This window comes from Arsenophonus apicola (assembly GCF_020268605.1).
Taxonomy (GTDB): domain Bacteria; phylum Pseudomonadota; class Gammaproteobacteria; order Enterobacterales; family Enterobacteriaceae; genus Arsenophonus; species Arsenophonus apicola.
In genome coordinates, this window is sequence record NZ_CP084222.1 from 2,156,123 (window position 1) to 2,182,539 (window position 26,417).

The following is a 26,417-nucleotide window of genomic DNA, read 5'->3' on the forward strand; positions in this document are numbered from 1 at the left end:
ACAACGCCAGAAGGGTTAGCTCTCTCTAACCCAGCAAAATATCCATTGATATATCAGCAAACGGTTGAACAACGAAAAATGACAGATAGAGAAATTGCTGTCAGGGATATGTCATTGATTAAGGTTTTACAACAACAAGGAATAAAAGCCTATATCCTTGAAGCACTAAAAAAAGAATCTCAGCAAAAAACAATCCCGGGTTTGGCACCTATATTAGTCGCGGCGCTTTATGAAACATTAGGTCATCGTTTACTTGACGCAGATAAAAAAATAGCCCAACAGCAGAAAAAATTGCAGCCTCTAATGGCGAGCCGCAAAACGGCGGAAGAAAATAAAAAAGCCGCAGCAGGTAAAGTTGAAGCGGAAATCAAACGTCTTTTTGTCTCTGAGCAAAACCTTAAAAACGTCAATAATCATTATTATCCGGCACCTGCAACTAAATTACTGGCAGATTATTTAGGTTTACAGGTAAGTCAGGCAAAAACGCCGGCAGCAGATGGCATAAACCAAAAACCGCGTTGGATGGATGCGAAAGGCGGCCAGTTATATGAATGGAATACTTTTACCGGCAAAATGGAGACTTATAAACCTGGACACTGGGAAACAGAATTAACCCCTAGTGGTAAAGCAGAACCGGTCTGGGTAGTTGAAAGTGTAATCGACCCGGTAACTGGACTTTATGGCATTACCCTACCAGATAAAGACGGTAAACAAGGCAGAACAGTTTTAATCAGTCCGCTAAAAGCACCGGGTGCCGATGGCCTAGGGCATTTACTGCACCCTGAACAACAGCAAATTATTATCCTTAATACTGGCAATAACGAACCGATTATAACACCTATTGTCCGGGTCTACCCCAACCTCATTCCGCCTGATATCGAAACACCGGTAAACGTGCCTCCCCTTGAAAACGGTTATCAACCCCTTTATGTGATGTTTAATTCTCCATTAGATGTCTTCCCATTTACACGAAAACAATTAGATAAAAAATTTAAGCATGCAAGTGATTTTGGTATTAATGATACCCAAAAGAATAGCGAAACCTTAACTAAATATCGTGACGCAATTGCAGCCCATTTAAATGACAAAGATACAATAGAAAAAGGCACTTATCCAAGAGAGAAAAATTCAAAAGTATTTTAATCAAAGAACTCATAATGTTGTAATCCTTGACAAAGATGGGTTATTTGTGTCTGGATGGAAACTTTCAGTTGGTGAGCCACAATTTAATAATTATATTGAAAAAGGGGTTTTGCAATGAGTATGAAACTAATCTCTTTAGCTATACATTTTATTGAATCTAAAATTAGCGAAGATGATTTTGTTGATAAATATATGGAACAATGGAAAAAAGAAAGAGATTCTGGCATTTCAAAAAAAGACCCAGATAAATTATCGGAATGTTGCTCTAGTGTTTTTATTTTAGCTGATTGTTATGATCCCGATCCTGATAGAAGAGAAAGTGAGTTAGATTCCGATGGATTAAAGAGAGAGGTTAAGGAAACATTGGAGAAATTTAATTTCATTTAAATAATTTATATACAATTGAGGCTGAAGTGGCATTTCACAAAGCAGAGTAAAGTAAGTAGTGTTAGATCTTGGAGATATTTATAGCAGGAAATGGGTAGGAGGTAACGGGTAATTGGTTAAATAAAGCAGGAGTAGAACTTGGTGCTCCAATACCCCGTCAGATTGCTGATAAGTTAAGAGGGAAAAAATTTGCCAGTTTCGATCAATTCCGTCAGGCTTTTTGGCAAGAAGTGGCTAAAGATCCTGAAATTAGTAAACAATTTATTCCAGCCAATAAAACCAGAATGAGTCAAGGTTTAGCTCCTCGAGCTAAAAATAAAAATACTATTGGAGGCCGACGCTCATTTGAACTTCATCATAATATATGCATTAGTAATGGTGGTAAAATATACGATATAGATAATCTTAGTGTAACCACTCCAAAGAAACATATCGAAATTCATAGAGGAACATAATAGTGAAACTAAAAAACAATATTAGTGATTACACCGAAGCTGAATTCAAAAAAGTTGTAGAAGCGATAATTAATTGTGAAGGAGATGAAAAAACCCAAGATGATTACTTGGAAAATTTCATTAGCGTTTCAGAACATCCAAGTGGATCAGATTTAATTTATTACCTAGAAAATAATAATGATGGAAGCGTAAATAATATCATAAAAGAAATAAAAGATTGGCGCGCTAAAAACGGTAAACCAGGTTTTAAACCAGAATAACGATAATCTGCATTGCTGTTACTGAAAATCATAAAACTCCAGTAACAGTAATACTTAATTGGCAGTCTAAGCCGGAACTGGTGAAATTTCCGGCTTAGTCCAGACCATGATAAAATTTATTATTTTAAATATAAAAATATTACCAAAATTTATATTACAGATTACAGGCTACTTCAATCTTACAGGTTAATTAATCATCATCTTATAATCCGTGATCCATGCACTTTTAATTGGCGGGCAATCGCCGTTACTCCCATTCCCTAAGAACACAGTTGACGAATTTTTCCCCAATCAATACTGCGCTTGCGTCCAAATTGAACAGCTTTTAAAGCCCGGGTGCCGATGGCCTGGGACATTTACTTGAGTCATAAAAGCAATAAATTGTGGCACTATTGAAAAGTTTGTTAAAAATATCAATGAATTATGAGTTGCAATTTGCAGCCTATGCTTTTGAAAAATTGGCATTGCAACATAAGTACATATATCTGTACTCATGTTGACTATTGGTTTATTATTGTTCAATGATTAGTTCTGACGTAGCAATCAAGGAGTCATAATGAAAACAGTCAATTATACCGATGCAAGACAAAACTTAACCTCTATCATGAATGAAGCGATAGATGATCGGATCCCAATTTTAATCACTAGACAAAAAGGGATCCCTTGCGTTTTGTTATCACATGATGAATACCAATCTTTAGAAGAGACGGCCTACCTGCTGCGCTCGCCAGCTAATGCTCGTCATCTATTGGATTCAATTGATGAACTCAATGCCGGTAAAGGAATTGAAAGAGATATTCAGGAATGAAATTAATTTTTACCGAACAATCTTGGAACGATTACCTTTATTGGCAGCAGATAGATAAAAAGGTAATTAAACGTATTAATGAATTAATTAAAGATATTAAAAGAGAACTTTTTTCTGGTATCGGTAAGCCCGAGCCTTTAAAACATAATTTAACCGGTTTTTGGTCGCGCAGAATAACTGAGGAACACCGTTTAATTTACCGGTTAACAGATAAGAGCTTAGAGATAGCTTCATGTCGTTATCACTATAATTAATACAATCAAGGGAAGTGCTAAGTATTATTTAGCATGCAACCTTGAGCCGCTTTAAACAATTTATTTTTCGCCTTGGACGGATTATCTATTGCCTAAATTAATCCGTTTGCTCCAGCCATCGATTATGTGACGTTTTAGAGTTATCCGTTAAGGAGTCAGGTTTACCTATTTCCAGCCATCGATTATGTGACGTTTTAGGGCACTGTTGCAACAGTGCCTCATGGTCTGTGCTATTGCAAAAATATCTTACCATTGCATTAACCAATATAGGCTAAATCCTTCATATATGGTCGCAAAACTTCAGGCACTTCGATTCGTCCATCAGCTTGCTGATAATTTTCCATAACGGCAACCAAAGTACGACCAACCGCCAAACCTGAGCCATTTAAGGTATGCAGCAACTGCGGTTTTTTATCCTCTTTATGACGGAAACGTGCTTGCATACGACGCGCCTGAAAATCCCAGGTATTTGAGCAAGAAGAGATTTCGCGATAAGTATTTTGTGCCGGCAGCCATACTTCCAAATCATAGGTTTTACAAGCGGCAAATCCCATATCGCCCGTGCACAAAATAATTTTACGATATGGTAATTTTAGTAGTTGCAATACTTTTTCTGCATGGTCGGTTAATTCTTCCAGTGCCGCCATCGATTTGTCTGGCTCTACTATCTGTACTAACTCAACTTTATCAAATTGGTGCATCCGGATCAGACCACGGGTATCGCGGCCATAAGAGCCCGCTTCAGAACGAAAACAGGGAGTATGCGCTGTCAGGCGGATCGGCAACCTTTCCGCCGCTATAATCTCATCGCGGACTAAATTAGTTACTGGCACTTCAGCAGTTGGGATCAACGCATATTGTTGATTTGATGCTTGCTCTGCCAGCGGTTTAGTATGAAAAAGATCTTCGCTAAATTTAGGTAACTGACCAGTACCATAAAGGGTGGCATGATTAACTAGATAGGGAACATAAGTTTCTGTATAACCATGTTGTTCGGTATGTAAATCCAACATGAATTGTGCCAACGCCCGATGTAAACGTGCAATCTGGCCTTTCATGACCACAAAACGGGAACCGGTAATTTTTACCGCAGCGGGGAAATCCAGTCCATCAGTTAATTCACCTAATGCCACATGATCTTTGATGGCAAAATCATACTGGCGCGGTTCACCCCAACGGCTTATTTCAACATTATCGGTTTCATCTTTACCGTCTGGTACACTTTCATCGGGTAAATTGGGTAACGTTAAGGCAATATTGCGGATCTGATCTTGGATTTGCGTTAGCTTATTTTTAGTGTTATCCAGCTCTTCAGCCAACTGGTTAACTTCCTTACGTAAATCGTCAACATCTTCACCACGTGCTTTTGCTGCACCGATAGTTTTCGAGCGGGAGTTTCGTTCTGCCTGCAAGGTTTCCGTTTTAATTTGTAAATCTTTGCGTTCTTGCTCTAGTTTACGCAACTTATCTACATCAAGAATAAATCCCCTACGAGCCAGTTTTTCAGCAACTACGTCTAGCTCATTACGCAGTAAATTTGGATCGAGCATGCTTAACCTGTAAAATTATTATTGTTTAAAAATAAAAACAACCTGTCAGTATTCTCTGATGGTTAATAGTTTCTTAGTCTGATTTGGCTACCTTACTCCATTGAGATTTTTAACGATAGCGTTTTATTGAGCTATTTTGATCCAATTCTGCCAGCCAGGATAATTTTTCGCCAATTTTGCCTTCTAACCCACGATTTGATGGAGAATAATAACGTGTTCCTTGCATCTGTGCTGGAAAGTAATTTTCACCAGCCGCATAAGCATTAGGTTCATCGTGAGCATAGCGATATTCTTGCCCTAAGCCCATCTCTTTCATTAACTTAGTCGGTGCATTGCGTAAATGGCTAGGGACATCGTAATCTGGCTTCTGTTGGGCGTCATTTATGGCGGCCTGGAAAGCATTATAGACCGCATTACTTTTAGCGGCACAAGCTAAATAGACAATTGCTTGGGCAATGGCACGCTCGCCTTCTGCTGGCCCAACACGCGTAAAACAATCCCACGCTGCTATCGCAACTTGCATCGCCCTTGGGTCGGCATTACCGATATCTTCAGAGGCAATGGCCAGCAAGCGACGAGCAACATATAACGGATCGCCACCAGCAGTGATAATTCGGGCATACCAATACAGCGCCGCATCTGGGGCAGAGCCACGGACCGATTTATGTAAGGCTGAAATTAGATCATAATAACGATCACCTTTGTTATCAAAACGCGCACTTCTTTCACCACTTACTTCCTTGAGTAAATTTACGGCTAATATTCGCTGATCTTTATCATCGATTTCAGCCATATCGACCATCATTTCCAGTAAATTTAATGCTCGTCTGGCATCACCATTGACTAACTGAGCGATCATGTCACGGGTATCATCGGGTAAAATAATTTTCTGGCCACCATAACCACGTTGACTATCCGCCATGGCCTGCTGTAAAACCATGGCAATTTCTTCATTCGCCAATGATTTCAACAGATAAACACGAGCACGTGAAAGTAAGGCTGAGTTGAGTTCAAAAGAAGGGTTCTCTGTCGTGGCACCAATAAAAGTTACCGTACCATCTTCTATATGAGGTAAAAAGGCATCTTGTTGACTCTTATTGAAACGATGAACTTCATCAACAAATAAAATCGTTCTGCGCCCTAATTGGCGATTTTGACGAGCGATTTCAATCGACTGACGGATCTCTTTGATACCTGATGTTACTGCTGAAATCTTTTCAATCGCTGCGTCCGCATAGTGACCAATAATTTCAGCCAGGGTCGTTTTACCGGTACCAGGTGGCCCCCACAAAATCATGGAATGCAGTTGACCGGCACGAATAGCACGTGCCAGAGGTTTTTCTTTAGCTAATAAATGTTGCTGACCAATATATTGCTCTAAGTTGATTGGCCGCATTTTTGCGGCCAATGGTTGAAATTCATTCGATGAAAAATCAAGTGGCAAATTACTCACCTCACCTCCTTGATCTCTGATCATCAAGGGTTACACCTTGTGGCGGCACAAATTTAAATTTATCGTCATCAACATGACTATTTTGCTGACCCTTGAGTTGATATGAACTCATCTGGCCATCTTGCTCTACCGCAGTAAACTGTTGAATAGTACCATCAGGCTGGACAGTAATGGAAAAATGTTTCAGATTTCCCTTATTTTTTGTCGCAGTTAACAGGAAATCATCACCATTTTGGCTGATGTGATAACGTTTCCAGTCCTGCGGATCGTTACGGGTGATCAACATAAACGGCGTATCGGTCGTTGCCTCACTCAATAAAGTTACCGTAACCTGCTCAACAAAAGGATTGTAGAACCAAAGATTGGTGCCATCAGAAACTAACCAACTTTCATCCGGTGATACCATATGCCAGTTAAATAAATTTGGCCGCTTGATCCAGAGTTGACCTTCACCTTGCTGTATTAAATCACCATCAACACTGGTTACCTTTTGCGCAAAATTAGCATGAAAACTATTTATTTTATTTAGGCGCATTTGCAATTGTGCAGCCGCATCCGCCCAAACCTGGCTAATATGAAAACTTATTACTAACAAGCCTAACATTATCAGTTTTTTCATCAAGTCATGACCTTTGCATTTATCATATTTATTAGTTTTTGAAAAATATTTTTCCATCAATATTCTGCTGGTGGTGGTGTTAAAACTTCGCGATTACCATTATGGCCCGGCTCACTAACAACCCCCCGAGCCTCCATCTGCTCAACAATTCTAGCCGCTCGATTATAGCCAATACGAAATTGTCGCTGCACGCCCGATATAGAGACACGCTGCTTTTCCGTCACAAACTCAACCGCTTGATCAAATAAGGGATCTAGCTCTTCATCACCATCATAACCATTACTACCTTCACCCTCTTCACCACCCTTAGTGATGTTATCTATATATTCAGGTTTACCTCTCGCTTGCCAATCTTTGACCACATCATGCACTTCCTGATCGCGAACAAAAGCACCGTGAACACGAATTGGAATAGAGGAGTTTGGCGGTAAGTAAAGCATATCGCCCATGCCTAATAAAGATTCGGCGCCACCTTGATCAAGAATGGTGCGAGAATCTATCTTACTTGATACAGTAAACGCAATCCGAGTGGGTATGTTAGCCTTAATTAAACCAGTAATAATATCAACCGATGGCCGCTGGGTCGCCAAGACTAGATGAATACCGGCTGCTCGCGCCTTTTGTGCCAAACGCGCAATTAGCTCTTCCACTTTTTTGCCGGCGGTCATCATCAGATCAGCAAATTCATCGACCATAACAACAATATAAGGCTCTTTCTTCAGTACTGGATGGCTACTATCCATACTATCGCCTGGTTTCCAAAATGGATCAGGTATTGGACGTCCCATGCGCTCAGCGGCATTAATTTTATCGTTATAGCCCGCCAGATTTCTTACGCCTAAAGCTGACATAAGTTTGTAGCGACGTTCCATTTCATTAACACACCAACGCAGTGCATTCGCCGCATCTTTCATATCGGTGACAACTTCGGTCAGCAAATGCGGAATGCCTTCATAAATAGAAAGTTCCAACATCTTAGGATCGATCATAATAAAGCGAACATCCTCAGGTTTTGCTTTATACAAGATACTGAGGATCATGGCATTAACCCCTACCGATTTACCCGAACCGGTGGTACCGGCAACTAACAAATGCGGCATTTTTTCTAAATCAGCAATAACAGGTTCACCTTCAATATCTTTACCTAATACAATGGTTAATGGTGATGAGTTACGGCGAAATTTATCACAATCAAGCACTTCACGTAGATACACCGTCTGGCGCTTTTTATTGGGTAATTCTAAACCTACATAAGGTTTACCCGGTATCACCTCTACAATACGTACCGCAGTTGCCGATAAAGAACGTGCTAAATCTCTAGATAAATTAGAAATACGTGCCGCCTTGACGCCAGGGGCTAAGTCCAACTCAAAGCGCGTAATAACTGGCCCAGGTGAAAAACCAACCACTTCCGCTTTTACCCGATAATCGCTTAAACGTGCTTCAATTAAACGGGATGTTTGTTCCAACGCAAACATATCAACCGGTTCGTTGTGGTTTGGTGGGCTGGCAAGCAGATCTAATGAGGGCATTGGCGTCGTGGGTTTTGGTAATGGTTGATCATTACGTACCAGAAAAGGATGAAAAAGACTTCCCTGCTCAGGTAATGTCTGCGCTACCTTTTGCTTTTTATCCTCAGGCGCTAATGATGTTTGACTACTATCTTGTGCTACTTGCTGCTGCAATATCTCTGCCTCTTCTTCCAATGGCCATTTATGTTCAACTTGTGGTTGGCTGTCAACGAATGCATTTAATTCAGTTTCATCTGCTGCAATGGGCTTGTCATCCACATCAATGTTAGCTGTTGGTTGATTTAGGTTATTAGTTATGTTGGTGTTGTAACGCTCATTTTGCTGTTGCAAAAACTGATCACGTAATTTATCTTCATTCCAATCATCAATAGTAAACTCCGCACTATCAGACTGAGTGGCGGGATTTTGAAAAGCTTTTTGCTCTGCATCCAATTCCTGTTCTTTCTGTGTTGTTAGACGATTACCATAAAGCTCGCGCCGTGTTGGTAAACGAACAGGATTAGGGCGCGGAAATTCGGGACCAATACCTTTTTTAATTTGTGACTTTACCGGTGTAAAAGCAGTACTAGCGTCAGCTTCCGCATCTTTTTTTGTTACTGAGAAAATTGACGGGTCAGCCAAATTTGGGGCTTCTTTTTGATCGCTAACTTGAGTAACCTGATTAGGATCTATCCGTTGATTGAGATCAATCTCATCATCCATTGGAACGGGGATATTTGACGGTTTGCTAAAGATATCTTCATCATATTTGTCTAGTGTTTCTGCCTGAATATCAAGGGCGCCTTTAGCTTCAGCAGGCGTCAAAGACTGTACCTTATCTCGATAAAACTCATCGTTTTTATTATTACTCAATCCTTCTTTCGCTAACTGTTTAATTGGAGCGGTTGAAAAAAGCACATCATCTGGATCGATATAATCTGCTGTATCTGATGTGCCATCGTATAATTTAGCCGGATGAGGTGAGACATAAGCTTTTGTTGCTTGATGCTTGTTATTACTACGACTACGATTAGTGATAAGCGTTATTGTCGCTAACACCAGTGCTCCAATCTTTTCCGCAATCGTTAACCATGACCAACCTGTAAATAAGGTGAAACTAATAACCCAAATACAAAGTAACGCTAATGTGGTTCCTAATATATTAAACCAAGGCAGAATGGCATTACTAAAAACACTACCAATAATACCACCGGAGGAAAAATTAGGTAAATCATCAATATTAAGTGCTGCCAGGGCACACGAGGTAATTATTAACGCTAACCCACCGATCAGGCGTAAGGAAAGAACAAAAAAATCCAGGCAATCCTGATTATCGATATCTTTAAATACATTCCAACACCCTAATAACATGACTAATGGTATAACATAGGCTAAGATGCCAAAAACAGAGAAAAGAATATCGGCTGACCAAGCACCGATGCCGCCAGCTAAATTTTTAATCGGTTCATTCCAAGTCGTCTGTGACCAGCTAGGATCGGAAGGATGAAAGCTTATCAGAGCCACCATTAAAAAAATCGCCCAGATAGTAATTATCAGTAAAATAACCTCTATCAGTATCTTGCCATTACTAATCTTTTTTAACTTAATGTTTTTGTCTTCTGTATATTCCTGGCCCAAAACTAACACTCCAGGTTTTTCCTGTTGATTGAAAGGAACAACGCTGAGTAATGCTCAGCGTTGAAACTGTATGCATAAACAGGAGTGTACCTAACTTTTTCCGGTTTTGCATCTATTTGATTAACGAGTCTTAATGACCAAACGATTACTCTGTTTCACCTCTTCCATTACTACATAAGTCCGCGTGTCATTGACACCAGGGAGACGAAGCAAAGTCTCGCCTAATAATTTACGATAAGCAGACATATCGGGAACCCGTGTTTTAAGTAAATAATCAAAATCCCCAGAGACTAAATGACATTCCTGAATCCCTTCCAGTTTTTGCACAACAGCATTAAACTGTTCAAAAACATCTGCAGCACCACGGTTTAAGGTGATCTCAACAAAAACCAATAAAGATGCATCGAGATAGTGTGGATTTAATAAAGCGGTATAACCTGAAATAAAACCTTGACGCTCCAAACGACGCACACGTTCCAAACAAGGGGTCGGCGATAACCCTACTCTCTTAGAAAGCTCTACATTAGAAATACGACCATCCTTTTGTAATTCATTAAGTATGTTCCTATCGATACGATCAAGATCTTTTCCTGGACGCTTTTTGTTATCAATCATTTCGTTATCTCTCTTTTATCTATTTTTATACCCATTACATTCCCTATTTTCTTTTCTTATTATTGAATTGGAAAAGATGCAATAAGGTTAAACTCCGCCTGACCATTAGTATTTGTAGTATAATTCATCTTGTAGATAAATCATCTGGTTAGTTTTCAATTTGATAATGAAAAGTAGGATATTTATCTATTTGTTTAAATGATGTTCAATTTCAATTAATCAAATGAGGTAATTAATCCTATAAGATGTTTTCTCAAATACACAACCGATTGTCAAAGATTATGAATAAAAATCAGAACATCATAGGGAAATGAATTCATTATTAACTAATTGTCAATAAGACATAAGAAAAATTCTCAATTTAAATCGTTATTTCACCAAAAATAATCTTTTTTCATGACTTGCCTTAATAAATAAAATGTTAAAACAAGTCAACAAAGAATGACTATTCCTTATCATCTTTTCATTCAATTTACTTTTTTTAATTTTACTAATCTCCTACAATCGCCACATTAAATATATATTCTTACAAATGGAGCAATTATGAAAACCAACAATCATAGTAAGGTTATAATTCTGGGATCTGGCCCAGCTGGCTATACAGCAGCTATTTATGCCGCCCGAGCAAATTTAAATCCGGTATTAATTACTGGCATGCAACCAGGGGGGCAATTAACCACCACTACCGAAGTTGAAAATTGGCCAGGAGATCATACCGAGTTAATGGGCCCGGTATTGATGGAACGCATGCTGCAACATACTAAAAAATTTACTGCACAAGAAAATATTATTAATGATCACATTTATGCGGTTGATCTGCAGCAACGGCCGTTCAAGCTCACCGGTGATAACGGAATCTATAGCTGTGATGCGCTTATTATTGCAACTGGCGCCTCAGCTCGCTACCTGGGTTTACCGTCTGAAGAAGCCTTTAAAGGTCGTGGCGTTTCAGCCTGTGCTACCTGCGATGGCTTTTTCTATCGCAACCAAAAAGTGGCGGTAGTGGGTGGTGGAAATACCGCTATTGAAGAAGCACTTTACCTATCAAATATTGCCGCAGAAGTCCATGTCATTCATCGACGTGACACGTTTCGTGCCGAAAAAATTCTCATCCAACGGATGATGGAAAAAGTAAAAACTGGCAATATTGTGTTACATACCAATTTTACCCTTGATGAGGTATTAGGTGACAATAGTGGTGTCACTGGCATCAATTTGCGTTCAACCGAAAATGACAATCTAAAGATGCTTGCTGTGACTGGCGTGTTTATTGCTATTGGCCATACCCCCAATACCAGTATTTTTGCCGATCAGTTAGTGTTAGAAAATGGCTACATTCAAGTGCAATCTGGCACTAAAGGCAATGCAACCCAAACCTCAGTTGAAGGTGTTTTCGCTGCTGGTGATGTCATGGACTATGTCTATCGTCAAGCCATTACCTCAGCAGGTACTGGTTGTATGGCTGCCCTTGACGCCGAACGTTATTTAGACGCGCTATACCGCAAATAAATGTTACAAATTATAATAACCTGATAAATTTCTTTAACAGGCGCGGTCGAAATAGCGCCTTTTTATCTGTAACATACCTATAAAAGTTGATATTTGATAAAATTAAAATCAACACATTGTCATAATTAACTTATCACCGGTATATAAAATCATCATTATGGATAAACAAAAACAAACTGAGTTGGTTAATTGGTTGAAACAACAATCAGCTCCAGCAAAACACTGGCTACGCTTATCCATGTTACTGGGAATTATTAGTGGCTTACTAATCGTTATGCAAGCCTGGCTTTTAGCTTCCCTTTTACAAGCATTGATTGTAGAGAATCTACCTCGAGAACAACTGCTAGTTCAATTTGTTTTACTTATTTGTGTATTTACTTCAAGAGCGATAATTAACTTTATGCGGGAAAGTGTTGGATTCGTTTGTGGCAAAATTGTTCGTCAGCAGATCCGTATCATGGTGCTAAATAAACTTGACCAATTGGGGCCTGTTTGGGTTAAAAATAAACCCGCCGGAAGTTGGGCAACGATCATTTTAGAACAAATTGAAGACATACAGGATTATTATGCTCGCTATTTACCGCAAATGTATTTAGCCGCTATGATCCCGATTATCATTTTGATTGCAATTTTCCCAATTAACTGGGCTGCTGGCTTAATTTTATTTATCACCGCACCTTTAATTCCCTTATTTATGATATTAGTAGGGATGGGTGCCGCTGATGTCAATCGGCGAAATTTTGTGGCGTTAGCCCGATTAAGCGGCAGATTTCTCGATCGTTTACGTGGACTTGATACCTTACGACTTTTTTTGCGGGCTAAAAAAGAAGTAAAAGATATTGAACAAGCAACCGAAGAGTTTCGTCAAAGAACGATGGAAGTCTTACGTATGGCCTTTCTCTCTTCGGCAGTATTAGAATTCTTCGCATCAATTTCTATTGCCATTGTCGCAGTTTATTTTGGTTTCTCTTATTTAGGAGAATTAGATTTCGGAAATTATGGCATACCAGTTACCCTTTTTGCTGGCTTTTTGGCCTTGATACTCGCTCCGGAATTTTTTCAGCCACTACGGGATTTAGGCACTTATTACCATGCTAAAGCGCAAGCAGTAGGTGCAGCAGAATCTTTATTTACATTATTAGCCAGCATAGAACAACCATCGCCACAACCACAAAATAATCAGCTAATTGCGCCGGTTAAACCACTAACGATTACTGCGCATCAGCTAGAAATTTTTTCTCACGATAATGTACGCTTGGCTGGCCCGCTAAATTTTACCCTACTGCCAAACCAGCGGATTGCTTTAGTCGGCCAAAGTGGGGCTGGCAAAAGTTCCTTGTTAAATGTGCTACTCGGTTTTCTACCTTATCGCGGCTCGCTAATGGTTAATGGAATCGAACTTAGGGATCTCGATATGACTGATTGGCGCAAACAACTTAGCTGGGTTGGTCAAAATCCCCATTTACCCGCACAAACCATTATTGACAATATACGTCTCTACTCACCGGAAGCTTCCGCAGCAGCAATCAATACAGCAATGGAAAATGCTTATGTAACTGAGTTTACCGAGCATTTACCCGCGGGTCTTGATACTCAAATTGGCGAAAATGCTGCTCGCTTATCCGTTGGACAAGCGCAACGAATTGCAGTCGCCCGCGCACTATTAAACCCCTGTCATTTGCTTTTACTCGATGAACCTGCTGCTAGCCTTGATATGCAAAGTGAGCAACGTGTGATGACCGCACTTAATATGGCTTCTACTAAACAAACAACTTTGCTGGTTACTCATTTGTTAGAAGAAGCTGCCACATACGACCAAATATGGGTCATGGAAAATGGTTTAATTATTGAACAGGGCACTTATAACAAGCTAAGTCAGACTACAGGGGCTTTTAGCCGCCTGTTAACTTATCGCGCAGAGGAGATATAATATGCGTGTACTACTCCCTTTTCTTGCGCTTTATCGTCGTCATTGGGTACTGCTTAATCTTGGTATTTTGTTAACCATTGTTGCGGTACTGGCGAGTATTAGCCTACTGACTTTATCAGGTTGGTTTTTAGCCGGAACGGCTCTTGCTGGTGCTGCCGGGCTTTATACTTTTAATTATATGCTACCAGCAGCAGGTGTTCGTGGTTCAGCCATTATCCGCACGGCCAGTCGTTACGCCGAACGATTAGTTAACCATGATGCAACTTTTCGTGTTTTAGCCCATTTAAGGATATTTACTTTTCAAAAACTATTCCCACTATCCCCTGGCGCTATCGCACACTATCGCCAAGGAGATATTCTTAATCGTCTGGTCGCTGATGTCGAGAGCCTTGATCATTTGTATCTACGGGTGCTTTCTCCCATATTCGCTGCTTTGGTTATTACTATTTTGCTCACCCTAGCATTAAGTACATTAGACTTACAGCTTGCCCTTACTTTGGGCACAATTATGCTCTGTTTGCTGATTACTTTACCCTTTTTCTTTTATCAAGGGGGAAAATCTATCGGGCACGATATCACTATATTACGTAGCCAATATCGCGCTTGTTTAATCAATATTATCCAGGCACAAGCAGAGCTAACTGTTTTTGGTGCATTACCTCGCTTTCGACAAGTATTGACCAATCTAGAATCCAACTGGTTAAAGCGCCAGCAGCAGCAAGCTAACTTAACCGCGCTATCACAATCTATTATGATTTTTATCTCCGGCTTTACCGCAACCCTACTAATGTGGATGGCAGCAACCGGAGTTGGTGAGCAGCATAAACCTGGTGCACTTATTGCCCTATTCGTTTTCTGTACCTTAGCTGCTTTTGAAGTTCTTGGACCAGTAGCTGTTGCATTTCAATATTTAGGACAAGTTGTTACTTCGGCAAATCGCTTAATGGAGTTAATTAATCAAAAACCAGCAGTGACATTTCCGGCTTCAGGCATATCAACGAGTGATAAAGTTGAGATCAAATTGCAACAAGTGCATTTCAGTTATCCCCAACAACTGCAACCAACATTAGAAAATATCTGTTTGACACTTAATGCAGGTGAACATGTTGCGCTACTAGGTAAAACTGGTTGTGGTAAATCTACACTGTTACAATTATTAACGCGTGCCTGGGATGTTAGTTCAGGCCAGATCTTGATAAATGGTCAGCCAATTAATCACTATAATGAGCATACATTACGTAAATTAATGGCGGTAGTACCACAGCGAACCCATATTTTTAGTGATACCTTGCGTAATAATCTGCTAATAGCAAAAGATGATGCCAGTGATACTTTACTGACAAAAGTATTAAAACAAGTCGGTTTAGATAGCCTGATTAAAAATCAAGGGCTGGATAGTTGGATCGGTGAAGGAGGTCGACAACTCTCAGGTGGTGAACAACGGCGATTAGGTATCGCAAGAGCCCTACTTTATGATGCACCTGTTATTTTATTAGATGAACCTACTGAAGGATTAGATGCAAAAACTGAAAACCAGATCCTGCTTCAGTTGCAGCAACACTGCTGCGACAAAACCTTGTTAGTGATTACCCATCGCTTACAAGGATTGGATAAAATGGATCAAATATATGTAATGGATGATGGAAAAATTATTGAGCAAGCAACGTATAAGGAATTATTACAATTGCGAGGGCGCTATTTTCAATATTATCAAGCCAAAATAGTACTAACATAATTATAAAATTAGCTAATAGGATGGTTATATGTTTCAGCTTGATGAGAGATCTTATATCTTTCCAGCGCCAGAATATGCTCTAAGTGAACCCAACGGCTTACTCGCCATCGGCGGTGATCTGGCGGTCGGTAGATTACAAGCTGCCTATTATGAAGGGATTTTCCCTTGGTTTAATCCAACGGAAATTCCATTGTGGTGGTCGCCAGATCCACGTGCAGTTCTCTTGCCAGCAGAAATACACATTAGTCGAACAACTAAAAAAAGAATGCGAAAAACGCCTTATGTCATTACGTTAAATCATGCCTTTGAGCAAGTTATCGCCGGCTGCGCACAACGACAGGAAGGAACTTGGATCACTCACCAAATAATAGAGGCATATACTGCTTTGCATCAACTAGGTGTTGCGCATTCCGTCGAAGTTTGGCACAACACAAAATTAATTGGTGGACTGTATGGCGTTAATGTTGGTAAAATTTTTTGTGGTGAATCGATGTTTAGCCGTGTTAGTGATGGTTCTAAATATGCACTTATTGCTTTTTATCACCATTTCCTGGGTTTTGGCGGTAAACTGTTTGATTGTCAAATAATTAATGCATATACCGCCTCTTTAGGTGTGAGAGAGATCCCTCGGGTACAATTTTTAAATTATCTCTATCAATATCGCGACCAACCTATTGATAAAGCATGTTGGCTAAAGCAAACTATAAGTTTACCTAGTGCAGAAGAAACTAATCATTTCGGATAATTAACTAGAAAATATTTCTCTGCCTAAACAAAGATATTAGATAGCTGATTAAGCACTAATTTAAAGATATAGGTAGCAGAATGATTCATACTATTGCAAACTAAGTTAGATAGTTTGCTGTGACATTGTTGCATTTTATTTTTTTATCGTTCGCGTTGTTCAAACCGTATACTTGTTGTATATTTTTGTACAATTAAGCTTTAATGCCGTATTTTTCGTATCTTGATAAAAAGTAAAAGTGACTTTAAACTCGACATTCCTTTACATAAGGATGGTTTTTCGGCATTATCTTGCCCGTAAAAAACTTGGTGATTAACTTAGAGGATTAGATGGCCAAAGAAGACAATATTGAAATGCAAGGTACAGTACTAGATACTCTGCCCAATACCATGTTCCGTGTTGAACTAGAAAATGGACACGTAGTTACTGCGCATATTTCTGGTAAAATGCGTAAAAATTATATCCGTATTCTAACGGGCGACAAAGTGACTGTCGAGTTAACACCTTATGATCTGAGTAAAGGCCGCATCATCTTTCGTAGCCGTTGATCGCCTCTTCTCTCAAGCTCTTGCCATAGACGATTGGAATATCGTCTATGGTTATAAACCATCTGTAATTAAATTATTGCATCCTCTGGTTTAGTTTTGTGCATACCTTCAAAATGATAGGTTAATTTTTGCGTTTTCTTATTTAGATCGATCTTAACAGCACCACCACGACTCAACTGGCCAAATAATAGTTCATTAGCTAAAGGTTTCTTTAGATTATCCTGGATAACCCTTGCCATCGGCCTAGCTCCCATCGCCTTATCATAACCTTTAGTACAAAGCCATTGACGTGCCGCATTACTAATTTCAATTGACACACCTTTTTCATCTAGTTGAGCTTGTAACTCAACAATAAACTTATCAACAACTTGAGCAATAACTTCGGTTGTTAAAGCATTAAACCAAATAATACTATCCAATCTATTACGAAATTCCGGCGCGAAAATTCGTTTTATCTCTGATAATGCATCAGTACTATTATCTTGCTCAGTAAAACCAATCGATTTACGTTGTGTCTCTTGTACACCCGCATTGGTAGTCATCACCAAGACAACATTACGAAAATCAGCCTTACGGCCATTATTATCGGTTAATGTTCCATTATCCATCACTTGTAATAAAAGATTGAATACATCGGAATGTGCTTTTTCGATTTCATCTAATAAAACAACTGAATAAGGATGTTTTATAACCGCATCTGTCAATAAACCACCTTGATCAAAGCCGACATATCCTGGTGGGGCACCAATTAGCCGACTAACTGTATGGCGTTCCATATATTCAGACATATCAAAACGCAATAATTTAATATCTAATGCTTTTGCTAACTGTACGGTGACTTCTGTTTTACCAACACCTGTTGGCCCAGCAAATAAAAACGCACCAATAGGTCTATGACTACTACCTAATCCCGCTCGATTCATTTTGATCGCTTCGCTAAGGGTTTCGATGGCTTGCTCTTGACCAAATACTAGCATTTTCAATCTATTATCTAAATTTTTTAATCGCTCTTTATCGCTAGAAGAAATAGTTTTTTCAGGAATACGGGCAATTAGGGAGACGACCGATTCTATCTCTTGTACCCCAATTGTTTTTTTACGTCGGTTTTGTGGCATCAAACGCGTTCTTGCACCGGCCTCATCAATAACGTCGATGGCTTTATCCGGTAAATGGCGATCAGTAATATACTTTACTGATAAATCAACCGCAGCTTTAATCGCTTTTGAACTATAACGAACATTATGGTGAGCTTCATACTTAGCCCGTAATCCGTTAATGATCTGTACCGTTTCGTCAGCAGATGGTTCAACGATATCAATTTTTTGGAATCGTCTAGCCAGTGCCCGATCTTTCTCAAAAATATGACTAAATTCTTGGTAGGTCGTTGAACCCATCACACGGATCCGGCCACTTGATAGTAATGGCTTAATCAAATTAGCCGCATCAACTTGTCCGCCTGATGCCGCACCTGCACCAATAATCGTATGAATTTCATCAATAAAGAGAATACTTTTTTCGTCTTTTTCTAACACATTTAATAATGCTTTAAAGCGCTTTTCGAAATCACCACGATACTTAGTACCGGCTAGTAATGAACCGATATCCAAGGCATAAATAGTGCAATCTTTCATCACTTCCGGGATATCATTTTGTATAATACGCCATGCTAGCCCTTCCGCAATCGCAGTTTTGCCCACTCCAGATTCACCCACTAGTAGTGGATTATTCTTTCGTCGACGACAAAGAACCTGGATCGTTCTCTCCAGCTCAAGCTGACGCCCAATTAAAGGATCAACTTTACCGGCTTTTGATAATTGGTTAAGGTTGGTGGTAAAGCTATCCATCCGTTCTTCAACGCCAACAGCTTCTTCATTCTGATATGCGGCATTAATAGAATCTGACTGACGATTGTCCGCCTCACTACCTTTGATCATGCCATGAGAAATAAAATTAACCACATCAAGCCGACTGACATCATGTTTACGCAATAAATAAGCAGCTTGAGATTCTTGTTCGCTAAATATAGCAACCAATACATTGGCACCCGTAACTTCATTACGTCCTGATGACTGGACATGAAACACAGCACGCTGTAATACGCGTTGAAAGCTCAACGTGGGTTGCGTATCTCGACTATCATCCTCAGGCAATAATGGCGTTGTTTGTGAAATAAAATGCTCCAATTCTTGTCGCAATATCACAAGATCAACTTTGCAAGCTTCTAAAGCTTCCCGGGCGGATGTATTACTGAGCAACGCCAGCAATAGATGCTCAACCGTCATAAATTCATGCCTGTTATCTCTTGCCTTGGCAAAAGCTACATTAAGACTAAGTTCAAGTTCTTGGTTAAGCATAATCACCTCCCTATAAATTAGTCTAATCAGACTTCTTCTATCGTGCAAAGTAATGGATATTCATGTTCTCTTGCATAAATATTAACTTGCGCGGCCTTTGTTTCTGCAACTTCAGCAGTATAAACCCCACAGATCCCTTTTCCATGAAAATGAACATCTAACATAATTTGTGTGGCTTGCTCTTCATCAAGAGAAAAGTATTTCTTTAACACTTGTACTACAAAATCCATTGGTGTGAAATCATCATTATTCAAAATCACCTTATACATCGAAGGTGGTTGTAAAGCGTGTTCCACTTGTTCCTTCAGCCTGACATCCGTCTGATAATCTGATTGGCACTCACTCATTATGTAAAAATCCAGTTAAATATTTTTAATTATACATTCTTCTTGAATATTCTTAGTTTATCACTTTGATCCCCTTTGTGACCAATCATCCTTAAAAAAGTAAATAATAAAAAACAGTGACCTATAGCGTTATCTAAATCAAATTTCAGCAACAGAACTACTTTCTGGGAATATAGTACACTTGACGCCATATATCTTTTTAATACAGTATATTTTATGAACAAGCAATTTTTAGTTCGCTTCAATATGAAATGAGCTGTTCACAGGCACTTGTTTGATAAAACCCTATTATGAAGGATGATGTATGGAGACAGGTACAGTTAAGTGGTTTAATAATGCTAAAGGTTTTGGCTTCATCTGCCCCGAAAATGGTGGCGAAGACATCTTCGCACACTATTCCAGTATCCAGATGGAAGGGTACCGTACATTGAAAGCTGGACAGAAGGTTAATTTTAGTTCAACTAAAGGGCCTAAAGGTAACCATGCCTGCCTTATTATTCCTGTAGAAAATGAATAGGTAGGTTTTCATTGCCTTTAATCATCATTTACAATTTTAATTATTGCTCCCAATCTTCTTTTGGGAGCATATAAATCCTTATTTTTCATTCTCTTGCCAACGCATCAACTGGATTCAATTTTGCCGCATTGCGGGCAGGTAAAAAACCAAAAATGAGGCCAATAACGGTTGAGCAAAGCAAAGCACCTAGTAGTGGCATTAGACTAAAAGTAAACTGCCAATTTGGTAATACCAAGCGGGCTATAATTGCCACTAAATAAGAGAGCAAGATCCCTAAAAAGCCACCAAACAAACAAATAAAAATCGATTCTATCAAAAATTGTTGCATAATATCGCTATTTCGCGCGCCGATCGCGATGCGAATACCAATTTCTTTCGTCCGTTCGGTTACTGAAACCAACATGATATTCATAACACCTATACCACCGACTAGTAGGGAAATAACAGCGACTAATGTTAAAAATAACTGTAGCGTATTGGTCGTTTTTTCAATCGTTTTAATCAAGGTATCGAAATTGTAGGTAAAAATATCTTTTTTTCCATGTAATACCGTCAACAATCGCGTCAATTGTTGTTCTGCTTCTGACGAGCTATAACCCTGTTTGATCCTAATATCAAGATTATCAAAATACGAGCGATTCATCAGACGACTACTCATGGTGGTATAAGGCATCCAGATTTGTAGCATATCGCTATTGCCATAAATAGACTTTTGCTCTGCGGCCACACCAATAATAGTAACCGGTATATTGCCAACTAGCATTATTTCACCAACAACCTGTTTCTGCTGAGGGAAAAACATATTTTTGGTGTTTTGATCAATAACAATAACCTGTGCATGGTGCTTAACCATATCGCTGGTCAGTATTATCCCTTCGCTCATTGGCATAGCATAAACATCAAAATATGACTCTCCAATACCAGATGCTCTTGCAGCAGAATTTTGACTGCCATAACGTAATCGAACATCAGTACTCATTTTACCCGATATGGCAGAAACATATGGCTGCTCCTGTAGCGCATCTACATCGCTTACTTTAAGTGCCCTTCTATCTTGTGGGCTCATGTTACCAAAGCCCTTGCCAGGGAAAACAGTAATAGTATTGGTGGCAATTGACTGAATATCGGCTAATACAAGCCCTTTGGCCGCATTGCCAATAACAAGAATACTAACTACCGAGGCTATACCGATAATGATGCCAAGCATGGTGAGTAATGTACGCATTTTATTAATCAATATCGCTCGCCAGGCCATCAGTAGCGCTTCTCTAAGCTGATTAAGCCATTTGGTCATTGAAATTTGCGATTTTTTAGCAGAAAAAATCGGCGGTAATCGTTTTGCTGACTCACGTTGCACGCAATTACGGATAATTTCGCCATTTTTAATTTCAATTATCCGTTCTGCCTGCTCTGCTATCTGCATATTATGAGTAACCAGAATAACGGTATATCCCTGTTCGCATAACTGTTTAAGAATAGCAATAACTTCATTACCTGAGTGACTATCCAAAGCGCCGGTTGGCTCATCAGCTAAAATAATCTGCCCACCATTCATCAATGCCCGAGCAATACTGACTCTCTGCTGTTGGCCGCCAGACAACTGTGTCGGATAATATTTAATTCGGTCATTTAAACCAAGACGCGTTAATAAGGCAATTGCTCGCTTACGACGTTCTTGTTGGCATGCGCCAGCATAGATAGCTGGAATTTCAACATTCTGTTCGGCCGTCAAATAGGGTAACAAATGATAACGCTGGAAAATGAAACCAAAATATTCGCGACGTAAAACAGAAAGTTGCTCGTTATCTAACTCATCAATATTCTGTCCAGCCAAATAGTATTGGCCATAACTTGGTTTATCTAAACAACCAAGAATATTCATTAAAGTTGATTTCCCAGAGCCTGAAGCGCCAACTATAGCTACCATTTCGCCAGCATTAATGGTCAAAGAAATATTTTTTAGTACCGCTACTTGCTGTTCGCCTGAGCGATAATTACGACCTATATTACATAATTCAAGTAATGCACTCATTCCTTTATCCTTTTGAAGTTTCAGGGTTGGTAATGACCAAATCACCTTCAGCAAGACCGGAAACAATTTCAGCATCGATATAATTTCGTGTAGCAACTTCGACTTTTTTCTCCACCTGGTAGCCATTTTGCAGAATCGCAACAGTATATTGATTACCCGCAATGTTTTCTCTCAATGCAGATAGCGGTAAAAGCAATACATTTTTATGTAATTCAAGTTGAATTTTAATTTGCGCAGTCATTTGTAGTTTTAAAATATGCTGCGGATTGGGTACCTCAAAGCGCGCATAATAAAAAATTGCATTATTAACTTCTTCCGGCGTAGGTAATATATCTTTCAAAACTCCTTTAAAAGTGGTATCCGGTGCACCAAGAATAGTAAAAGAAGCTTTTTGCCCCGGTTTAAGATTAATAATGTCGGCTTCGGAAACTTGCGCTTTTACTAACATTGTATCCAAGTCTGCTAAAGTCATGATGGTTGGCGCTTCTTGGGCAGCAATGACAGTTTGTCCCTGCAAGGTTTTAATGTTGGTAACAATCCCACTCAATGGCGCAGTAAGATGGGTATACTTCAAATTGGTTTTAGCCGTATTTAACGAGGCTTGATTACGATTAATTTGGGCAATATAAATTTTTACCCGCGCTTTTTTAACCTCAACATCGGTTTTAACTCGATCAAACTCTTGCCTTGAAATAGCCTGATGCTTCGCCAAATCAATATGGCGTTGATAAGTCATTTCTGCTAATTTCAATTCTGCACGGGCTAAGGCTAAATTAGCTTGACGTTCACGCAGAATTTCCTCGGATTCTTTCACCACATTTTGCGCGTTTTGGGGATCGATTACCGCTAATAAGTCCCCTTTTTTCACCATATCCCCCTCTTTGACATAAAGAGTTTGTAACTGGCCACTAACCTGAGCACCAACATCTACCTTACTAACTGCGTCCAGCTTGCCAGTTGCCAGTACATACTTTTCGATATTCCCTCTAATAACGGGTACAGTCTGATAAGTTACCTTTTTAGGTAAATTAATTACATACAACATCGCAGCAGTGACGACAATAATTAATAGCAACACGAGAAAAATCAATAACCGCTTTTTTTGATTGCGAAGAAATTTCATACTAAAAATACCTTTTTTAATATGGAATAGGTTAAAAACTGGATAGCGATCTATTATCTGCCTTGACTAAACCGGCAGACAAATGCCGCAATATATTTATTGCTTACCTGTTTACTAAGATTTCCCTCTTGCTAGCCAAGCAACACGTGAAAACATATTGCGTAGTAACGAAGGTATTGAATTAATGCCTTTTTCTGCCGCTCTGTTGGCAACTTCAATTGCTAAGTCAGGTTTAGAAGTTCGATGAATTGCTTTAATAATGACACGGCGCGGTAAAACTTTACCATTATCCGGGATACCTGCAATTTGGTGATAGATCTCCCTGAAACCTTCATGATAAAGAAAATGCTCCATATCTGACGCAGGCAACATGGTTAACCTATCTCGGGCCGTATCATTGTTCTTCTCAGCATAAGCGATGGCTGCTCCTGCATATTGTCTGCCGGCATTATCACCATCGACTAACGTATGCCACTCAATCCCCATACTATTAGCAAACTTCAATAATGGCTTAATACCACATTGCGCAAACTCAATTACTTTAACACCTTCCGACGCAAAATGATAATTATACTGGCGTGCCAATTCATTCATCAACCAAATTTCGGTCTCTCCTTCAACTAATAACCAACAGCGCGCAAATAGTGCTGAAGGACGATTAAAGCGGATATGAAATGAGAGACGTCTCATATCTTCTAGTGATAACTTATTAGTCTTTAGTCGATAAGCAGCTACTCGACTTGAATTACGCACTAAACGGCATACATTTTCCAAAGGAACTTGTGAAAGTAATTCGCCTGAATTAGTTGAACTAATGCGCTGTAATGGAAAAAGATTTAACAGTCGCCAAGCAATCGACAGCATAATAGGGTGTAAACGCGTTTCGGGATCTTCAATAATTAGGATAGGCTTGGCATTGCGAGCTAGTTGCAGATCACCTTGTAATTGCAGAAATGAGGAAAAAATCTGCCAAATAATTAATTTAATATACTGCTGTTCAGGTTTAGCCACGATACGATTGATATCCTCCAGCACCTGCCAGCCTCTTCTATGGGATAAGTTATAGGCAATATTGGCCTGATTTTGTCGATGAGATAAATGGGTGCTGTGTTCGGCAAAGTAATAACCCAGCAACTGCTGCAATACCACAAAACCTTCCTCTGTCTCTTCATGAGACAATTTTCGTGATGCTTGCATTAAGGCTTGAGCCAATTGCTCTAACTGGTTGGCAAATTTAACAGCTAGTTTTTTATAACCAACATCATTAAATTTAGTAGTGGTAGGATAGTAAAATCGGGCATCTCTTAGACGTAGTACTGGATATAGTCGAATAATCTGCTGGATATATTTACTATTATCATTCAATACAAGCTTATTACCCTGCTTATCTAAAAAACATCGTTCCGTCACCACAAGATTATTCTGTTGTTGTGCACTGACCCGATAATAAATACGCCTGTATTCATCATCTCCGTCAATCCATAATGGTGATAAAAGCTTAAAACGAGTTGCTTTATGGCTATTGGGCTGATTTTCACAGAAAACTAAAATTATTTGTAGGTTATTGATTTGTTCATCTGTATCTACCAAGTGATGAAAATCATGCTGATTAAATTGATATAATGGCTGCCTTGGTGATAATAAAATAGTCAAGGCATCTAATAAGCTTGATTTACCCCAAGTATTTTCACCAATTAACACGGTTTCATGATCCAGTGTTAATGAAAGCCGATTTATGCCACGAAAACCGGCAATTTCCACTTGTTGCAAATACATGATTACCCTCTTGTTATGTATATTAGCAATAGCTCCTGAATTATCCTGTGAGCAATGAATTTTGTCTAAATATTATTCTGTAATATTGCGTCTATTTTTAGTCTGTTATAAAATATTTATCATTATTTTGCCTGTCTTTTTCGTATTATTCCCACAAAACCACCGCCATAAAAGCGTTAATTGTAATAAGGATGGACCATGTATTCAGGACTGCTTATCATTCTTTTACCGTTAACAGTAGGCTATTTATTTCGCTTCAAAAATAAGAAGATTTTAGCGTTTACACATCGCCTATTAGGCGCTATGGTTTACATTATCTTATTTTTAATGGGCATCACATTGGCGTTATTAGATAATATTAGTACGCATCTTACGTCAATTTTTATCTATACAATGGTTTTCTTTTGTTGCACCTTTGCCGCTAACCTGATGGCTTTATTCTTATTAGATAAATTCTTGCCGTGGAAAATTGCTAAACGTGAAACCAATAAGCCACTCTCTCGCTTAAAAATGATTTTAAGTTCACTACCACTGTGTGGCGCGTTAATACTTGGTTTCTTGCTAGGATTGACAAAGTGGCCATTTTTATCCTATGCCAAATATGGTACTGAAGTTACACTTATCTGTTTATTATTATTGGTGGGTTGCCATCTGCGAAATAGTGGGATGTATCTGCGGCAAATTTTAATCAATTTCAGAGGGGCGACGATTGCGGTGACTGTTGCCAGCAGCGCGCTGCTTGGTGGTATTTTGGCTGCATTTTTATTAGGTTTACCGACTAAAGTGGGATTAGCGATTGCAGCCGGTTACGGCTGGTATTCACTAACAGGTATATTACTTACCGACGCTTATGGACCGGTCATTGGTAGTACGGCTTTCTTTAACGACCTAATGCGGGAGTTAGTGGCTATTATACTTATTCCCATTATTATCAACCAATTTCGTTCTACTGCGTTGGGGATTTGTGGCTCAACATCAATGGACTTTACACTACCTATATTGCAACGTAGCGGTGGGGTGTCTATTGTACCTGCTGCCATTGTCCACGGTTTTGTACTAAGTCTATTGACGCCATTACTGATAGCCTTCTTCACCTAATAAATAGCTA

22 protein-coding genes and 1 pseudogene are annotated in these 26,417 nt (G+C 39.3%); 13 read left to right on the forward strand and 10 right to left on the reverse strand.

Features of this window, described 5'->3' with window-relative positions:
* Window positions 1–45 precede the first annotated feature (45 nt).
* The 6 genes and pseudogenes from LDL57_RS10270 to LDL57_RS10295 all read left to right on the forward strand — a co-directional run bounded on the left by LDL57_RS10270 (window position 46) and on the right by LDL57_RS10295 (window position 3,307).
* The gene (locus tag LDL57_RS10270) at window positions 46–1,143 is read left to right on the forward strand and encodes a colicin E3/pyocin S6 family cytotoxin (protein WP_310740110.1); all 1,098 of its coding nucleotides are present in this window, start codon (window positions 46–48) and stop codon (window positions 1,141–1,143) included.
* 114 nt (window positions 1,144–1,257) lie between these two features.
* Window positions 1,258–1,530: a colicin immunity domain-containing protein gene (locus tag LDL57_RS10275; protein ID WP_180560955.1), complete on the forward strand. Its 273-nt coding sequence runs from the start codon at window positions 1,258–1,260 to the stop codon at window positions 1,528–1,530.
* A gap of 110 nt (window positions 1,531–1,640) precedes the next feature.
* A pseudogene (locus LDL57_RS10280) lies at window positions 1,641–1,985 on the forward strand (pyocin-S2/colicin E7-DNase domain-containing protein); the annotation flags it as partial.
* Window positions 1,986–1,987: 2 nt separating this feature from the next.
* Entirely contained in the window at window positions 1,988–2,245 is a 258-nt protein-coding gene (locus LDL57_RS10285) for a bacteriocin immunity protein (protein ID WP_180560957.1), read from the forward strand.
* A 556-nt stretch (window positions 2,246–2,801) separates the two neighbouring features.
* Window positions 2,802–3,053: a YoeB-YefM toxin-antitoxin system antitoxin YefM gene (gene yefM / locus LDL57_RS10290; RefSeq protein ID WP_180560958.1), complete on the forward strand. Its 252-nt coding sequence runs from the start codon at window positions 2,802–2,804 to the stop codon at window positions 3,051–3,053.
* Window positions 3,050–3,307, forward strand: coding sequence for a Txe/YoeB family addiction module toxin (locus tag LDL57_RS10295; protein WP_180560959.1), 258 nt, complete (start codon window positions 3,050–3,052; stop codon window positions 3,305–3,307). The genes yefM and LDL57_RS10295 overlap by 4 nt, the downstream gene beginning before the upstream one ends.
* Window positions 3,308–3,564: 257 nt before the next feature.
* Here the strand turns inward: LDL57_RS10295 and serS are convergent, their stop codons facing one another.
* The 5 genes from serS to lrp all read right to left on the reverse strand — a co-directional run bounded on the left by serS (window position 3,565) and on the right by lrp (window position 10,693).
* On the reverse strand, window positions 3,565–4,857 hold the full coding sequence (serS, locus tag LDL57_RS10300; RefSeq protein ID WP_180560960.1) for a serine--tRNA ligase: 1,293 nt from the start codon (window positions 4,855–4,857) through the stop codon (window positions 3,565–3,567).
* Window positions 4,858–4,966: 109 nt separating this feature from the next.
* Window positions 4,967–6,310: a replication-associated recombination protein A gene (locus LDL57_RS10305; RefSeq protein ID WP_180560961.1), complete on the reverse strand. Its 1,344-nt coding sequence runs from the start codon at window positions 6,308–6,310 to the stop codon at window positions 4,967–4,969.
* Window position 6,311: 1 nt separating this feature from the next.
* On the reverse strand, window positions 6,312–6,929 hold the full coding sequence (gene lolA, locus LDL57_RS10310) for an outer membrane lipoprotein periplasmic chaperone LolA (protein ID WP_180561012.1): 618 nt from the start codon (window positions 6,927–6,929) through the stop codon (window positions 6,312–6,314).
* A gap of 56 nt (window positions 6,930–6,985) precedes the next feature.
* A complete protein-coding gene (locus LDL57_RS10315) occupies window positions 6,986–10,078 on the reverse strand; it encodes a DNA translocase FtsK 4TM domain-containing protein (RefSeq protein ID WP_180561013.1) in 3,093 nt (1,030 codons plus the stop codon).
* Between the two features lie 120 nt (window positions 10,079–10,198).
* Window positions 10,199–10,693, reverse strand: a complete 495-nt coding sequence (lrp, locus tag LDL57_RS10320) for a leucine-responsive transcriptional regulator Lrp (protein WP_026822393.1) — start codon at window positions 10,691–10,693, stop codon at window positions 10,199–10,201.
* Between the two features lie 543 nt (window positions 10,694–11,236).
* On the opposite strand from lrp, the gene trxB reads away from it, so the two are divergent.
* The 5 genes from trxB to infA all read left to right on the forward strand — a co-directional run bounded on the left by trxB (window position 11,237) and on the right by infA (window position 17,160).
* Window positions 11,237–12,202 carry a thioredoxin-disulfide reductase gene (gene trxB / locus LDL57_RS10325; RefSeq protein WP_180560962.1) on the forward strand — a complete coding sequence of 322 codons (966 nt, stop codon included), beginning with the start codon at window positions 11,237–11,239 and terminating at the stop codon, window positions 12,200–12,202.
* 157 nt (window positions 12,203–12,359) lie between these two features.
* A complete protein-coding gene (gene cydD / locus LDL57_RS10330; protein ID WP_180560963.1) occupies window positions 12,360–14,132 on the forward strand; it encodes a heme ABC transporter permease/ATP-binding protein CydD in 1,773 nt (590 codons plus the stop codon).
* 1 nt (window position 14,133) lies between these two features.
* A complete protein-coding gene (gene cydC, locus LDL57_RS10335; protein ID WP_180560964.1) occupies window positions 14,134–15,867 on the forward strand; it encodes a heme ABC transporter ATP-binding protein/permease CydC in 1,734 nt (577 codons plus the stop codon).
* Between the two features lie 28 nt (window positions 15,868–15,895).
* Complete coding sequence (gene aat / locus LDL57_RS10340; RefSeq protein ID WP_180560965.1) at window positions 15,896–16,612, forward strand: leucyl/phenylalanyl-tRNA--protein transferase; 717 nt, start codon at window positions 15,896–15,898, stop codon at window positions 16,610–16,612.
* Between the two features lie 329 nt (window positions 16,613–16,941).
* On the forward strand, window positions 16,942–17,160 hold the full coding sequence (gene infA, locus LDL57_RS10345; RefSeq protein ID WP_004244560.1) for a translation initiation factor IF-1: 219 nt from the start codon (window positions 16,942–16,944) through the stop codon (window positions 17,158–17,160).
* Between the two features lie 68 nt (window positions 17,161–17,228).
* Here infA and clpA read toward each other — a convergent pair whose 3' ends face one another.
* Window positions 17,229–19,514, reverse strand: a complete 2,286-nt coding sequence (gene clpA, locus LDL57_RS10350; RefSeq protein ID WP_180560966.1) for an ATP-dependent Clp protease ATP-binding subunit ClpA — start codon at window positions 19,512–19,514, stop codon at window positions 17,229–17,231.
* Between the two features lie 26 nt (window positions 19,515–19,540).
* Window positions 19,541–19,861, reverse strand: a complete 321-nt coding sequence (clpS, locus tag LDL57_RS10355; protein ID WP_180560967.1) for an ATP-dependent Clp protease adapter ClpS — start codon at window positions 19,859–19,861, stop codon at window positions 19,541–19,543.
* 304 nt (window positions 19,862–20,165) lie between these two features.
* On the opposite strand from clpS, the gene cspD reads away from it, so the two are divergent.
* Complete coding sequence (cspD, locus tag LDL57_RS10360; RefSeq protein WP_180560968.1) at window positions 20,166–20,378, forward strand: cold shock domain-containing protein CspD; 213 nt, start codon at window positions 20,166–20,168, stop codon at window positions 20,376–20,378.
* An 85-nt stretch (window positions 20,379–20,463) separates the two neighbouring features.
* Here the strand turns inward: cspD and macB are convergent, their stop codons facing one another.
* The 3 genes from macB to LDL57_RS10375 all read right to left on the reverse strand — a co-directional run bounded on the left by macB (window position 20,464) and on the right by LDL57_RS10375 (window position 25,309).
* Window positions 20,464–22,410, reverse strand: coding sequence for a macrolide ABC transporter ATP-binding protein/permease MacB (gene macB, locus LDL57_RS10365; RefSeq protein WP_180560969.1), 1,947 nt, complete (start codon window positions 22,408–22,410; stop codon window positions 20,464–20,466).
* Window positions 22,411–22,414: 4 nt separating this feature from the next.
* The gene (gene macA / locus LDL57_RS10370; RefSeq protein ID WP_180560970.1) at window positions 22,415–23,533 is read right to left on the reverse strand and encodes a macrolide transporter subunit MacA; all 1,119 of its coding nucleotides are present in this window, start codon (window positions 23,531–23,533) and stop codon (window positions 22,415–22,417) included.
* 114 nt (window positions 23,534–23,647) lie between these two features.
* Window positions 23,648–25,309, reverse strand: a complete 1,662-nt coding sequence (locus LDL57_RS10375; RefSeq protein ID WP_180560971.1) for an ATP-dependent nuclease — start codon at window positions 25,307–25,309, stop codon at window positions 23,648–23,650.
* 198 nt (window positions 25,310–25,507) lie between these two features.
* Here LDL57_RS10375 and LDL57_RS10380 point away from each other — a divergent pair, with 198 nt between their 5' ends.
* Window positions 25,508–26,407 carry a LysO family transporter gene (locus LDL57_RS10380; protein WP_180560972.1) on the forward strand — a complete coding sequence of 300 codons (900 nt, stop codon included), beginning with the start codon at window positions 25,508–25,510 and terminating at the stop codon, window positions 26,405–26,407.
* Window positions 26,408–26,417: the final 10 nt, after the last annotated feature.

What these genes read in the sequence shown, in the direction of transcription:
- yefM (WP_180560958.1), top strand. Translation starts at nt 2,802, where the DNA reads ATGAAAACAGTCAATTATACCGATGCAAGACAAAACTTAACCTCTATC.
- LDL57_RS10375 (WP_180560971.1), bottom strand. Translation starts at nt 25,309, where the DNA reads ATGTATTTGCAACAAGTGGAAATTGCCGGTTTTCGTGGCATAAATCGG.
- macA (WP_180560970.1), bottom strand. Translation starts at nt 23,533, where the DNA reads ATGAAATTTCTTCGCAATCAAAAAAAGCGGTTATTGATTTTTCTCGTG.
- cydC (WP_180560964.1), top strand. Translation starts at nt 14,134, where the DNA reads ATGCGTGTACTACTCCCTTTTCTTGCGCTTTATCGTCGTCATTGGGTA.
- LDL57_RS10380 (WP_180560972.1), top strand. Translation starts at nt 25,508, where the DNA reads ATGTATTCAGGACTGCTTATCATTCTTTTACCGTTAACAGTAGGCTAT.
- trxB (WP_180560962.1), top strand. Translation starts at nt 11,237, where the DNA reads ATGAAAACCAACAATCATAGTAAGGTTATAATTCTGGGATCTGGCCCA.
- lrp (WP_026822393.1), bottom strand. Translation starts at nt 10,693, where the DNA reads ATGATTGATAACAAAAAGCGTCCAGGAAAAGATCTTGATCGTATCGAT.
- LDL57_RS10275 (WP_180560955.1), top strand. Translation starts at nt 1,258, where the DNA reads ATGAGTATGAAACTAATCTCTTTAGCTATACATTTTATTGAATCTAAA.
- cydD (WP_180560963.1), top strand. Translation starts at nt 12,360, where the DNA reads ATGGATAAACAAAAACAAACTGAGTTGGTTAATTGGTTGAAACAACAA.
- infA (WP_004244560.1), top strand. Translation starts at nt 16,942, where the DNA reads ATGGCCAAAGAAGACAATATTGAAATGCAAGGTACAGTACTAGATACT.
- LDL57_RS10295 (WP_180560959.1), top strand. Translation starts at nt 3,050, where the DNA reads ATGAAATTAATTTTTACCGAACAATCTTGGAACGATTACCTTTATTGG.
- macB (WP_180560969.1), bottom strand. Translation starts at nt 22,410, where the DNA reads ATGAGTGCATTACTTGAATTATGTAATATAGGTCGTAATTATCGCTCA.
- cspD (WP_180560968.1), top strand. Translation starts at nt 20,166, where the DNA reads ATGGAGACAGGTACAGTTAAGTGGTTTAATAATGCTAAAGGTTTTGGC.
- aat (WP_180560965.1), top strand. Translation starts at nt 15,896, where the DNA reads ATGTTTCAGCTTGATGAGAGATCTTATATCTTTCCAGCGCCAGAATAT.
- clpA (WP_180560966.1), bottom strand. Translation starts at nt 19,514, where the DNA reads ATGCTTAACCAAGAACTTGAACTTAGTCTTAATGTAGCTTTTGCCAAG.
- serS (WP_180560960.1), bottom strand. Translation starts at nt 4,857, where the DNA reads ATGCTCGATCCAAATTTACTGCGTAATGAGCTAGACGTAGTTGCTGAA.
- clpS (WP_180560967.1), bottom strand. Translation starts at nt 19,861, where the DNA reads ATGAGTGAGTGCCAATCAGATTATCAGACGGATGTCAGGCTGAAGGAA.
- lolA (WP_180561012.1), bottom strand. Translation starts at nt 6,929, where the DNA reads ATGAAAAAACTGATAATGTTAGGCTTGTTAGTAATAAGTTTTCATATT.